This is a genomic window from Vibrio sp. CyArs1 (genome assembly GCF_022432925.1).
Lineage (GTDB): Bacteria > Pseudomonadota > Gammaproteobacteria > Enterobacterales > Vibrionaceae > Vibrio > Vibrio mediterranei.
In genome coordinates, this window is the sequence record NZ_JAKRBO010000004.1 from 350,272 (window position 1) to 362,433 (window position 12,162).

Sequence of the window (12,162 nt, forward strand, 5' to 3'; positions counted from 1 at the left end):
CTTAAGGCTGAGCGCTTGAGCCCTCGAATCTGATATCTTGTAAATTAAAGCCTAACTCAATGTCGGTTTTGAGTGCGGCAACCTGCTTACACTTTCTCGCCATTTCAATATGCTCATCTAACTTCTTACGGTATTTAGCTGCGAGGTCCTCTGAGGCATAAGCCGACTCGATATCGTCGAACTGATTAAGGATTTCCTTGGCCGCTTTAGGTCCTACCCCGGCAACCCCGGGTACTTGTGATGAGCTGATTCCGGTTAACCCCCAGTAGTCGGCAAGTTGCTCCGGTTTGACCCCAAATTCTTGCTCAACAAATGGTGCGTCTAGCCAACGGTGTTGGAAATAATCGCGAATTTGTAATGTTGGCGAAAGTATCTGGCAATAGCCTTTATCGGTAGAAATAATGGTGACTTTCTCGTTGTGACTGGCTACTTTTACCGCCAAGGTCGCGACCAAGTCATCAGCTTCATCACCTTCAGAAAGCAAGGAATCGATGCCTAATTGCCACCAAGCATCTTGTATTTTTTCCAAACCATTGAATAAAGGCTCAGGCATGGGTTTACGGTTTTGCTTGTATTCAGGAAGGATGTCAGCGCGCCAACCTCGATCCTGTTCATGATGGTCAAACACGGCAATGATATGCGTGGGTTTGGACTCGTCTAAAATGCGATGTAAGGTTCTCGACGTGGTTTGAATGGTTCTGTCGATATCTGTTGGGTCGGGTTGAACCGCATGTACTCGGCGGATGAGGTTGAGTGCATCAATGATAACGAGATGAATTGACATAAATTTAAGGCCACTTGAGAACGTGGCCTTATTGTAAATAATCTTCAGTTGAGTTTCAGTGTTTTATTCGCCGTTGGCGATTCGATAACATGGAACATACTCAGAACCCGGTAATTTCATGCGTTGTTGCGCCACGAAATCACCTAACAATCGGTCCATTTTCTTCATTAATGATTTATCACCGTCAATGATAAATGGTCCATGTTTCTCTATCTCTTTGATGCCTTCAGCTTTAACGTTACCAGCCACGATGCCGGAAAACGCTTGGCGCAGGGCGGCTGCTAGGTTTTCAGGTCTTTGGTTAAGATGTAAATCTAACCCTGCCATATTTTCATGAGTAGGGTCGAACGGAAGTTGGAACTCAGGTTCAATATGCAGTGACCAGTTGTAGCTGTATGCATCGCCCGTTTTTTTACGATGTTCTTTTACCGTTGGCATCGCCTGCTTCATGATTTGTGCAGCTTTCTCTGGATTATCAATAATGATCTGATAATACTTCGTCGCTTCTTCGCCAAGGGTCGAACGGACAAACTCGTCAATGGAGCGGAAGTAGGCTTCGCTCTCTTTCGGACCTGTCAGGACGATTGGCATTGGCTGGTCGGCATTATTCGGATGCATCATGATACCAAGGATATATAGCAGTTCTTCTGCTGTCCCTGGACCACCTGGGAAAATAATAATGCCGTGGGCAATTCGAACAAACGCCTCCAAGCGCTTTTCAATGTCAGGCATGATGACCAGTTCATTGACGATTGGGTTTGGTGGCTCGGCGGCAATAATTGATGGCTCGGTTAAACCAAGATAACGCTGCTCAGTATAACGCTGTTTGGCGTGACCAATCGCAGCTCCTTTCATTGGGCCCTCCATCGCGCCTGGACCACAACCAGTACAGATATTAAGTTCTCGTAGGCCAAGTTCGTTACCGACCTCTCGAGTGTACTGGTATTCTGTTGGGTTTATGGAGTGTCCGCCCCAACAGACAATCAAATTAGGCTCGATACCCGGAATCAATGTGCCCGCATTACGCAAGATACCAAACACTAAGTTAGTGATATGGGTAGAGTTGGTCAGGTTAAGTCGCTGACTATCGGCCAAGTGCATGTTGACGTATACGATGTCACGTAACACAGAGAAGAGGTGTTCTTGGATACCTTTGATAATATGACCATCCACGAATGCATGTTCTGGTGGATTGGCTAGTTCAAGTTTGATGCCGCGCTCACGACGCATGACATTAACATCAAAAGTCTGATACTTGTCGAGCAGCTCTTTTGAGTTGTCGGTGTGGCTGCCGGAATTGAGTACCGCTAAGGTACAGTTGCGATACAGTTGGTAAAGGTCACTAGATGCGGTTTTTTTAAGACGCTCTACTTCTAGCTGAGACAGCAGGTCCATACTCCCTGCTGGGCTAATATGCGTGATCATAAGCATTTCCTTTTCTAGAACCGAAAGCGATTCGTGTCTCGCTACTGTCTGTATTTATTGATTGAAAGCTTAAGAGTCAAATATCAGACAGTGAACCAATCGCCTTAGTCATTCGTGTTGTTATAGTTATTTGTGTTGCTATAGTTACTCGCGCTTTGCAGTTGGTCGCGTAGTTTTAGTTATTGGCTGTGGACTTAGCTCCAGCAATAGCTACGGTTAAGTACACAGATAACTATTAGATTAGCAAATGTGACACAAGTTTCTATAACTATTTGAAAAATAAAAGAGGACTAGGGCTTCCAAGCCAATTGGTTAGGACCGAGTTTTTGAGTGTGGGCGATCGTTTTGTGCAAACGCTCAAGCACTTCATCGGGGGTGTCATTGTGGCTAAAGGCTGTGCTTGCTGCTGATAGAGTGATTGTAATCAGTTGGTCACGGAATTTGAATGGTAAGTTGCTGATTTTAGTTTGTATTTCTCTAACTTTAGCTTGGCAGTGAGCTTCATTTTGTTCAGGCATAATCAGTACAAACTCTTCGCCAGAGAAGCGAGCAACGGTATCAGTATTTGAAACTGAACTTGAAATGGTTTTGGCAATGATTTTAAGAGCCTTGTCTCCAGCGCTATAGCCAAAGTTGTGGTTTATGCTCTTGAACTTATCAATATCAAAGATGATAACCCAGAGCGGATGCTGATTTTTAAGCCAGCGACGATATTCGATCTCAAGTTTATCCAGCAAAGCGGTACGATTGTAGACCTTAGTAAGAGGGTCTAACAGCATGCGTTTGGATTGATCCTCTAGGCGGCGTCGATAGTCTTGAGTGACATCGTAGAGTGACTCAAGTTGATTATTGCTATGCGTCATTCTTTCTAACAAGGCTTGTTCACGAGCTTCGGCATGTTGCAGGCGCTCGGTTAGGGAAGCTAGTTGAGCAAACAATGGATTCATGGTTCGCTTAGCATCTTCTAAGTCTTGCAAGTTGGCGATACTGTTTTGTCCCGTAGTCACTAAATCACTGAGTTCTTTACTCATGATTTGTCGCTGCTCAAAGTAGATTTGATTCTGATCGAGGTTTTGAGCATTGCTTTTTAGTGAGGATGAAAGTGACGTATTTACTCGTTCTAAAAATTGCTCTGAGGTGCGACGCTCATATTTGGTGGCATCAATAACCAAACGTAGTACTTGTAAGGTCAGCTCGAGCAAGTTATTGCCGGAGGCGTCAGTAAGCAGCTTAGAGCGAATTTCAAACAGCTGCTCCCCAGGCTCACCGTCAAAATCAAGTTCTGTAATCAGGTTCTGAAGCTCGTCACCTAAGGTTAACAGTAAAGCGGAATCCGCACTGATTTCTGGTTCTTTGGAGGTTAACGCAGAGTTTGAGGTAATAATCTTGATGGCACGTTCATAAATCGCCAGTAGCTTCACCGCGTTATCAGTGAGTTTTAGCGAATTGTTGTCGTTGTAAGCAAGAATAGAGCGCAGGTCACGCTTGATTTGAGCGGGTAGGCCGGCAACGCGCTGCAATGTTTCGCCACTGCGTCGAGTCTGCTCTTCCAATGAGCTTTGTTGTTTTTCCATGGCAACTGCCTTTTGACCGATAAGGCGCTCCAAAATAGCAAACTTTGGCACCAAACTACTGATGTCTTTGTTATGCTCTAACTCATGGCGTAATTCAATCAGTTTGTCATCAATTCGCGAGTGCGAACCAATATGGGCGTGACTTAAGGTACCAATAAAGCGTTTTAGAATAGTTTGCTCACGACGAGATTTCAGCGATGCATCTCGTTGAGCAACGCGTAATTGCTCCAACTGCATTCTAAGCTGATGGAGATTCTCCATTGTCTCGCTATCCTGTGAGCCCATAAATCCTATAAAAACAAACTAGTTGTCAAACTTATTGATGTATTGATTGATAATATCAAAAAACATCACAACGTCACGTAATCTTGCGTTCAAGTGCCGTATTTTTACTCACTAGTCAGTATTTTTTTGAACCCGTCCTCATTCTGAGAGGATGAGTGCACTTTTATTAGTCCTTGTTTTATAGCGGTTCGGCATGCTTGTCGGATATCTTCAGTCGCTAAACTTGCGGCAGGTGCATTATCTATTGCCTTCAAATAAACCCAATGACTTTTACTTTCTTTTATACTGACATCTCGCGCCATATGTGTAGCGATGAGTAATATGTCAAGCAGCTCTTTATCATTGATGGCGGTGTAGGCTCGCGGCAAGAATGGGTAGTTGGCCATGCCGACACGGACGATACGATTGATGTTTCGATTTGGCTCAAATTCGTCCACCCAACTTTGAATTTCTTCGAATAAGCTCTCTGCAGTTCGTGGCTTAATGCTCGGTTCAATATAGAGTAAGTTCGCGTCTGAGAAATGATAGATACGAGCAGGGCTTTCTATTTTGCTGCGGATAAATTCACCAAATGCACGTTCTAGTTCGAGACCCGATTTATAACCGTTTTGAAGGTACATATTTCTTAGGAACGGTACATCGATCATGACAAAACGAAGACGATCGCTTAAAGGCTCGTTAATAAGCTCACCAACCTGCCACTGTTCAAAGTAGCTTTGGGTGCGCTGCAACGAACTTGGTAAGTTAGCGTTTAATAAACGTAGGTTCGGCAAACCAGAGCGAGCATGGGTAAATAGCGTGTCATTAAGCTCTTTTAACTCGGCTTTGTTACGTCGATAAACATAGAACAATCTCAGTCCCATCAGCGCCATGACAGATAGGGCACAGAACAGACCAAAAGCGACTTTCTGGAACTTTTTCTGTTGCATCAGAGCATCTTTGAGCTCTTGTTTTTGTGTCTCGTAATGTAGGCCCTGCTCAACAAATTGCTTTTGCTGTCTAAAGGCATCTTCACTTATTTGGTTAAGCTGATCTTGCTGGTAAATGCGCAGCGAATTGGCCTTCTTAATTTCATCGAGTGCTTGTTGGTAGTGACCTTGCTGTTCATGGCCCAACGCTAACAACTGGTATGCTTGCTGTTCTAGTGACGTTTGATTCAGAGATTTACTTAGCTCAAGTGCCTTGGTGGCATGTTCAATGACTTTGTCATTTTCTTGCTGGTGGTAAGCCAGTCCTGCGTAAAGTAGTGATGCACGTGCCTTAAGCGCGGGATAATCTGCATAACTTAATAAGTTTTCTGCTCGAGTAAGATACTGCTCGGCAAGCGGATAGTTGTAGAGTTGCAAATACGTGGATGCCAAACTAATTCGAATATCGATGACTTTTTCGATATTTTTATCGGTTGCTTGGTGGTCAATAACATTAAAGTAATGCACTAAAGCCAAGTTGTATTTCCCTTGAAGGAAATAAATATCCCCCATGAGCTTTAACACATCCGCGAGGATGGGGGATTCAGGGTAATTGCCATAAAAATCGGCGGCTTGTGACAAGTGTTCAAGCGCTTTATCCAGTACCTGACGTTGCATGAATAACTGCGCTAGCAATTGGTTAATATGTGCCAGCTGATCACTACTGTTCAGCTCGATTGCGGTCCAATAAGCGAGCAAGAGCTCAGATAGCGCTTCATTATAGCGTCGGTAGCGAAGGAAGTGGGTACCATAAGCGGTATGGTATTCAACTTCCCATTTCGAAAGTTTATCTTGCGGTACGAATTCATTCGCCTTTTGATACATATGATTAGCGAGATCATATTCATTTTCCGCCGAGGCAATCTCTGCTTGTAAGATTTTGATGCGGTAGCTGGTGCGGTTAGCAATGCTTTGGCCTTTACGAATCGCCTCAAGGTCTTTTTCTATAGCCTTGAGCGCATCTAACGCTTTTGCCCCTTCGCTGTCTGTCAGCCACAGTAAACGTGTCTTGAGAATACGTACATCCAGCTCTAAGAACAGCAAGTGATATTGCTTGGTCATTGACTCGGCCTTATCCAAGCCTTGCAAAGCCTCGCGGACTCGCCCCAAGTTAAACTGGGCTTGAGAAGCGATGATTAACGCATTCACCGTACTTAATGGCGTTCGAATGCGTTGGTCGGTATCGTCACGAGATAGGTTTGGAAGGCGATCATCATTGGGCTCTGCAAAACTGCGGTTTGTCAGGTAGTCGGTCGCGATTTCTAGCGCTTTGCTTGGCTCAATTTCGACCAACTTATCCGCCTCAACCAAGAGGGGAGAAGTAAAAGACGACGTTGCATTCGCCATACTACTTAGAAGCGCTGCAAAAATCCCTAATACAACCCAAAATTTAGAGCCCATGAAAGTGTCCATTTCCTGATGTTTAAAGGTTACTGTCTTGCCATACGAGCATTGTGCTCAGGTGCTTGATATTGATTAGAACGGTATGGGTTGATGTCTAAACCACCGCGACGAGTGTATCTTGCATACACAGTTAACTTAGTTGGATTACAGTATTGCATCAAATCAGTGAAAATACGTTCGACACACTGTTCGTGGAATTCGTTGTGCTCGCGAAAGGACACTAAGTAACGAAGTAACGCTTCTCGATCTATCTTTGCGCCTTGATATTGTATTTCCACGCTGCCCCAATCTGGCTGATTAGTGATCAAGCAGTTTGATTTTAGCAGGTGGCTATGAAGCGCTTCCTCAACGATTTCATCACCCGCAGCGTCTTTAAGAAGCTCTGCATCAAATTCGTAGTTATCGATGGCAATATCCTGGTCATCAATACATTCGCCTGCCATACCTACGATTTTGGTATTTTCGAAATCCGCGACAGGGATCAGTTTGACACTGACCGTTTCGCCTGCGCAGTTAGACAGATCAGTTGCAATTGTGGACTGCACTTGCTCCCAAGTTGCAAATCGCGTTTGATTGTAGCTATTCAAATACAGTTTGAATGACTTCGACTCGATAAGGTTTGCACTCGTAGCTGGAATGGACACTTCACCGACCGCGACTTGAGGTAAACCTTTAGCATTGAGCCATGAGATTTCATATAGCGTCCAAATATCACACCCTTGGAATGGCAGAGTTTCCCCTAGTTCAAGGTCATCACGATTTAAGCTTCTCGGCACTGGTTGCAATAAAGTGGCATCGTAGTGATTGGCGTACTCGGTTTTTTGGCCGAGGGTGAGACCTGAAAGCTCTTTAGCGTTGGAATATTTGCTCATAATTGTGTGATATTTCGATTAGAATAAGCTGAATTTTACGAGATCCCTGAATAGCTGTCATCCTTTGTCGTGGTAAAACGCGTTGCAAGTGAAGGATAACTGGAGAGAATATGAATCAAAGTGTACAACAAGCTTTGGAGGCGTTTTCAAAACGCTATCAACAAGCATGGCAAGAAAAACATCAAACACTTCCTGCTAGTGAAGAATTGCATGGATTAGTTTCCCCATGTATTGATAGCAAAGACGAGCAACAGGTTTATTGGACACATTGTCTTCGCGATGCCCCTGAGACGCTCGAAAACATCGAGCAAGGTATTGAGTTGAGCCTTCACGATGACATTAAAGGTTTTTACGGCCATCAATATAGTGCTGATATGGAAGCAACTTGGCAGGGTAACGAACTGACCTTACTGCAAGTTTGGAGTGACGATGATTTTACTCGTTTGCAAGAAAATATCTTGGGCCACTTGGTGACACAAAGAAGGTTGAAGCTTAAGCCTACGGTATTTATCGCGGCAACCGATGCCGATATGGACGTGATTTCAATTTGCAACATCACTGGAAATGTCATTCTGGAGCGTTTGGGTACCGATAGAAGAGATGTGATTGCTGAAGATATCGTCACTTTCCTCGATGGATTGGAGCCTAACGTTTAATTATGTATGTTGTTGAGCTTCATTTTGAGTGTTTTGATAACACCACCATCAGCGCAGTAGAAAAAGGCATTAATGGCCTGATGGATGCGCTGCGATATAACGGTCAGGTATTAGGGCGTGAATTTCCCATAGTGATGGGAGAAGGGGAGTTTTTTGTACGAGCTGTGTGTCCTGAACAAGAAAGCCTGCATCCCAAACATCACTCTGATTTTGTGAAAGTCTGCCTTAAGCGCTTATCAGAGGCATGCCTGCTCGCACCTAAAGTAAGATTGTTGGGGCGCGATATTAACTCAGAGCAAGCGGCAGAAGATGAAGTGCCAAGTTGGCAGGTGCTTTATACCACCTATGTGCACACTTGTTCTCCACTTCGAAGTGGTGAGACATTATTGCCCATTCCGCTCTATCGAAACCCTCCGACTTTAAATGGAGACCATAAGTCGGTCATTAAATGGCAAACCGAATGGCAAGCTTGCGATGAGATTCAGATGGCAGGGGGATGTAAAGCGGAGCATGCCGCATTACGAGAACTATCGGACACTGGCAGTGATATTTTCCGTCGTGGTTGGGATATACGTGGCCGCATTGAGTACATTACACAAATTCCAACCTATTACTATCTCTACAAAGTTGGTGGTAAAGATCTAGCAGAAGAGAAAGCTCGCAAATGCCCTAAATGTGGTGGTGAGTGGCTACTTGATGAGCCTTTGCATGACATTTTCTACTTCAAATGCGATACCTGCCGAATAGTGTCGAATATTTCTTGGGATCATCTGAAGTAAAACAGTTTGAACGCAGGGTTTAGAACGTAAAAAAGGTTGAAGCGAGATGCTTCAACCTTTTTTGTATCTGAGTTAAAAGCGAGTCATTACCAGCCTTTAACAACACCACCTTGGAAGATATCAGAAGCGGCGTTGTAGACTTCGTCAGTTTGGTATGCTTTAACGAAGTTTTGTACATTTTCAGCGTTTACATTGTCTTCACGAGCCACGATAAGGTTTACGTATGGCGACTCTTTATCTTCAACAAATACGCCGTCTTTTTGAGGTGTTAGGTTGATAGAGCTAGCGTACGTAGTGTTAATGACTGACAGCGCAACATCGTCGAGTGAACGTGGAAGTTGAGCAGCGTCAAGCTCAACGATAGTGATGTTTTTCGGATTGCTCTCGATGTCACGAACGGTAGCCAGTAGACCAACGCCATCACGTAACGTGATCAGACCTTGTTGCTCAAGAAGCAGTAGAGAACGACCTAGGTTTGTTGGATCGTTTGGTACTGCAATGCGAGCACCATCTTGGATTTCATCCACAGACTTTACTTGCTTAGAGTAGCCTGCGATAGGGTAGACAAATGTGTTGCCTGCAACAGTCAGCTTATAGTTGCGGTCAGCAACTTGTTGATCCAAATATGGTTTATGTTGGAACGCGTTGATATCAATAGAGCCATCATCTAACGCTGCATTTGGCGTCACGTAATCTGTGAAGGTAACCAACTCAACATCAAGGTTGTATTTTTCTTTTGCCACTTTCGCTGCTACTTCTGCAACCTGTGCTTCTGCACCGGCCATAACACCAACTTTGATTTTGCTAGTATCGGCTTCTTTCTCACCACAACCGGCTAGAACGAGTGCAGACGCTGCTGCTGCGATTGCGAGTAAATTCTTAACGTTGAATTTCATGACTCTCTCCTTGTTATAAATCTAAAACTTCAATTATCTGTGGTCTACTCGGCGCACAATAGCGTCGCCAATAGACTGAATAATTTGTACTAATACGATGAGCATGACGACAGTAACTGCCATGATAACCACATCATATCGGTGGAATCCGTAACGTATCGCGACATCACCAAGACCACCGCCACCGACTGTGCCAGCCATTGCTGAGTAGCTTACAAGTGTCACTAATGTAATTGTCACTGAATTGACAATAGTAGGTAATGCTTCAGGAAGCAGCACTTTGGTAATAATTTGATAAGGGGTAGCACCCATTGACTGCGCCGCTTCCACTAAGCCCGTTGGAACTTCAAGCAAGGCGCCTTCAATTAAACGAGCGACAAATGGAATAGCCCCTACTGTTAATGGCACGATGGCTGCTGTTGTACCAATAAAGGTACCGATGAGCATTTTGGTCACTGGAATGATGGCGACCATTAATACTAAGAATGGTACAGAACGGCCTACGTTGACTACGGCACCTAGCACACTATTTAGGCGTGGATTTTCCAGCAAGCCACCTTTCTTCGTTGTATGGAGAATCACCCCTAGCGGAATACCTACTGCGAAGCCAACAATGCCAGCAACAGCGACCATGTAGAGCGTTTCCCATGTCGCGCCGAGCAGTAGATTGCTATTAAGTGATAGCCATTCAGAGACAGTATTAAAGGACATAGCCAAGTACCTCTACTTTTACATTGTGGTCACGAAGGTATTGGATTGCTGCATTATCATCGCTTTCATTACCGAAAAACTCAGCGACCATCATGCCAAATTTAACCCCACCGGCATAATCAAGATCTGAGCTGAGAATGCTCACATCAATGTTGTATTTGCGCGCAATTTGCGTCATTAGCGGTGCGTCAACGGTTGCTCCAGTGAACTCAAGGCGTACCAGTGGGTAACTGCCTTCAACTCGTTCGGTTTGCAAGCGAGCTTGATAATCTTCCGGAATAGAAAGATCCAGTGTGGAGCGAATAAATTCGTGCGCGAGCTCGGTTTTAGGATGAGCGAAGATTTCGCCCACAGTGCCTTTCTCTACAAGGTGACCATCACCAATGATTGCCACTTCATGGCAGATGCTTTTCACCACATCCATTTCATGAGTAATAAGTAACATGGTGATTTTAAGCTTACGGTTAATTTCTTTGAGCAGTTCAAGAATAGACTGAGTCGTCGCTGGGTCTAGTGCGCTCGTCGCTTCATCGCATAGCAGAACTTTAGGGTCAGAAGCTAAGGCTCGAGCAATGGCGACGCGCTGCTTTTGTCCGCCACTCAGGTTAGCCGGATAGGTGTCACGCTTGTCGGCAAGGCCTACTAATTTAAGCAGTTCAGAGACTTTGTTCTCGATATCAGAGCTCGCTTTACCTGCAAGTTCAAGTGGTAACGCGACATTCTCAAATACGGTACGAGATGAAAGCAGATTAAAGTGTTGGAAGATCATGCCAATATTGCGGCGCGTTTCGCTGAGCTCTGACTTGGACAGTTTAGTCAGGTCAATACCATCAACAATGACTGCTCCAGACGTCGGTGCTTCTAGCATGTTAACGCAACGAATCAGGGTACTTTTCCCTGCACCGGATGAGCCAATCACACCAAAGATGGTGCCTTCAGCAATATGGAGGTTAATATCAGACAAAGCGTTGATTTCCTTTGTCCCTTGATAAAACACTTTGTTTACCTGATTAATTTCGATCATCTAAGCAACCTAAACCCAATGAGTAGCATAAAAGTTTGAACTACATCTCAATTGATAGAAGATGCTATGGGTTTCACCGATTTGTGTCAATAGATATTTTTACGTCTAGACGTCTAAACGGCATTTTCATAGTGATGTGGATATAAAAGCATGTAATAATTCATGTCATTAGCACTTATCTAGAGCAAGAGAGTAACCTGTGGCAAAACCAGCTGTGTTTTTGGACCGTGATGGCGTAATCAATATCGACCATGGCTATGTAAGCGATGAACATGACTTCGAATATGTTGAAGGTGTATTTGAAGCGACTAAGAAATTACAAGATATGGGCTACATGCTCGTATTGGTAACGAACCAGTCTGGGATCGCTCGTGGTATGTTCTCAGAAGACCGCTTTTTGTCTCTAACTCAATGGATGGACTGGAACTTCTCAGATAATGGTATCGAATTTGATGGTATTTACTACTGCCCTCATCATCCAGAGCACGGAGTTGGTGACTACAAACAAGATTGTGACTGTCGTAAGCCAAAACCGGGGATGTTCATTTCGGCAAGAGATTTTCTCAAGATAGACATGGCTAAATCCGTTATGGTGGGTGACAAAGCTGAAGATATGATGGCGGCTGAAGCGGCTGGTGTGGGTACTAAGATTTTAGTTCGTACAGGTAAGCCTGTTACTGAGCGCGGTGAGTCCATTGCGACTACGGTTCTTGATAGCATCCGCGACGTACCAGCGTATCTTGCTAAATAGACACATACTGAATGGGTGTTGGCCTTAAAGAGG

The 12,162-nt window shown here is 44.4% G+C and carries 11 protein-coding genes; 3 read left to right on the forward strand and 8 right to left on the reverse strand.

The features are described from left to right. Nucleotide 1: 1 nt before the first annotated feature. The 5 genes from xni to queF all read right to left on the reverse strand — a co-directional run bounded on the left by xni (nucleotide 2) and on the right by queF (nucleotide 7,312). Nucleotides 2-784 carry a flap endonuclease Xni gene (xni, locus tag MMA19_RS14870; RefSeq protein WP_240206542.1) on the reverse strand — a complete coding sequence of 261 codons (783 nt, stop codon included), beginning with the start codon at nucleotides 782-784 and terminating at the stop codon, nucleotides 2-4. A 63-nt stretch (nucleotides 785-847) separates the two neighbouring features. After that, on the reverse strand, nucleotides 848-2,209 hold the full coding sequence (gene ppnN / locus MMA19_RS14875) for a nucleotide 5'-monophosphate nucleosidase PpnN (RefSeq protein WP_171389023.1): 1,362 nt from the start codon (nucleotides 2,207-2,209) through the stop codon (nucleotides 848-850). Nucleotides 2,210-2,499: 290 nt separating this feature from the next. Beyond that, complete coding sequence (locus MMA19_RS14880) at nucleotides 2,500-4,068, reverse strand: GGDEF domain-containing protein (protein WP_038225428.1); 1,569 nt, start codon at nucleotides 4,066-4,068, stop codon at nucleotides 2,500-2,502. A gap of 104 nt (nucleotides 4,069-4,172) precedes the next feature. After that, the gene (locus tag MMA19_RS14885; RefSeq protein WP_240206543.1) at nucleotides 4,173-6,437 is read right to left on the reverse strand and encodes a tetratricopeptide repeat protein; all 2,265 of its coding nucleotides are present in this window, start codon (nucleotides 6,435-6,437) and stop codon (nucleotides 4,173-4,175) included. A gap of 29 nt (nucleotides 6,438-6,466) precedes the next feature. Beyond that, a complete protein-coding gene (gene queF / locus MMA19_RS14890) occupies nucleotides 6,467-7,312 on the reverse strand; it encodes an NADPH-dependent 7-cyano-7-deazaguanine reductase QueF (RefSeq protein ID WP_240206544.1) in 846 nt (281 codons plus the stop codon). Nucleotides 7,313-7,422: 110 nt separating this feature from the next. Between queF and syd the strand changes: the two genes are divergently transcribed. Further along, on the forward strand, nucleotides 7,423-7,968 hold the full coding sequence (syd, locus tag MMA19_RS14895) for a SecY-interacting protein (protein ID WP_062456947.1): 546 nt from the start codon (nucleotides 7,423-7,425) through the stop codon (nucleotides 7,966-7,968). Nucleotides 7,969-7,970: 2 nt separating this feature from the next. Continuing rightward, nucleotides 7,971-8,747 (forward strand): Zn-ribbon-containing protein, encoded by a 777-nt coding sequence (locus tag MMA19_RS14900; protein ID WP_062456949.1) that lies wholly within the window; start codon nucleotides 7,971-7,973, stop codon nucleotides 8,745-8,747. 86 nt (nucleotides 8,748-8,833) lie between these two features. Here the strand turns inward: MMA19_RS14900 and MMA19_RS14905 are convergent, their stop codons facing one another. The 3 genes from MMA19_RS14905 to metN are packed head-to-tail and all read right to left on the reverse strand — an operon-like array spanning nucleotide 8,834 to nucleotide 11,378. Continuing rightward, nucleotides 8,834-9,643: a MetQ/NlpA family lipoprotein gene (locus MMA19_RS14905; RefSeq protein WP_062456951.1), complete on the reverse strand. Its 810-nt coding sequence runs from the start codon at nucleotides 9,641-9,643 to the stop codon at nucleotides 8,834-8,836. A gap of 33 nt (nucleotides 9,644-9,676) precedes the next feature. Beyond that, the gene (locus MMA19_RS14910) at nucleotides 9,677-10,354 is read right to left on the reverse strand and encodes a methionine ABC transporter permease (RefSeq protein ID WP_038225423.1); all 678 of its coding nucleotides are present in this window, start codon (nucleotides 10,352-10,354) and stop codon (nucleotides 9,677-9,679) included. Then, on the reverse strand, nucleotides 10,344-11,378 hold the full coding sequence (metN, locus tag MMA19_RS14915) for a methionine ABC transporter ATP-binding protein MetN (protein WP_240206545.1): 1,035 nt from the start codon (nucleotides 11,376-11,378) through the stop codon (nucleotides 10,344-10,346). Before metN ends, MMA19_RS14910 begins: the two co-directional genes overlap by 11 nt. Nucleotides 11,379-11,577: 199 nt before the next feature. Between metN and gmhB the strand changes: the two genes are divergently transcribed. Then, the gene (gmhB, locus tag MMA19_RS14920; protein ID WP_240206546.1) at nucleotides 11,578-12,129 is read left to right on the forward strand and encodes a D-glycero-beta-D-manno-heptose 1,7-bisphosphate 7-phosphatase; all 552 of its coding nucleotides are present in this window, start codon (nucleotides 11,578-11,580) and stop codon (nucleotides 12,127-12,129) included. Nucleotides 12,130-12,162: the final 33 nt, after the last annotated feature.

What these genes read in the sequence shown, in the direction of transcription:
- MMA19_RS14910 (WP_038225423.1), bottom strand. Translation starts at nt 10,354, where the DNA reads ATGTCCTTTAATACTGTCTCTGAATGGCTATCACTTAATAGCAATCTA.
- ppnN (WP_171389023.1), bottom strand. Translation starts at nt 2,209, where the DNA reads ATGATCACGCATATTAGCCCAGCAGGGAGTATGGACCTGCTGTCTCAG.
- syd (WP_062456947.1), top strand. Translation starts at nt 7,423, where the DNA reads ATGAATCAAAGTGTACAACAAGCTTTGGAGGCGTTTTCAAAACGCTAT.
- MMA19_RS14880 (WP_038225428.1), bottom strand. Translation starts at nt 4,068, where the DNA reads ATGGGCTCACAGGATAGCGAGACAATGGAGAATCTCCATCAGCTTAGA.
- queF (WP_240206544.1), bottom strand. Translation starts at nt 7,312, where the DNA reads ATGAGCAAATATTCCAACGCTAAAGAGCTTTCAGGTCTCACCCTCGGC.
- metN (WP_240206545.1), bottom strand. Translation starts at nt 11,378, where the DNA reads ATGATCGAAATTAATCAGGTAAACAAAGTGTTTTATCAAGGGACAAAG.
- MMA19_RS14905 (WP_062456951.1), bottom strand. Translation starts at nt 9,643, where the DNA reads ATGAAATTCAACGTTAAGAATTTACTCGCAATCGCAGCAGCAGCGTCT.
- MMA19_RS14900 (WP_062456949.1), top strand. Translation starts at nt 7,971, where the DNA reads ATGTATGTTGTTGAGCTTCATTTTGAGTGTTTTGATAACACCACCATC.
- xni (WP_240206542.1), bottom strand. Translation starts at nt 784, where the DNA reads ATGTCAATTCATCTCGTTATCATTGATGCACTCAACCTCATCCGCCGA.
- MMA19_RS14885 (WP_240206543.1), bottom strand. Translation starts at nt 6,437, where the DNA reads ATGGGCTCTAAATTTTGGGTTGTATTAGGGATTTTTGCAGCGCTTCTA.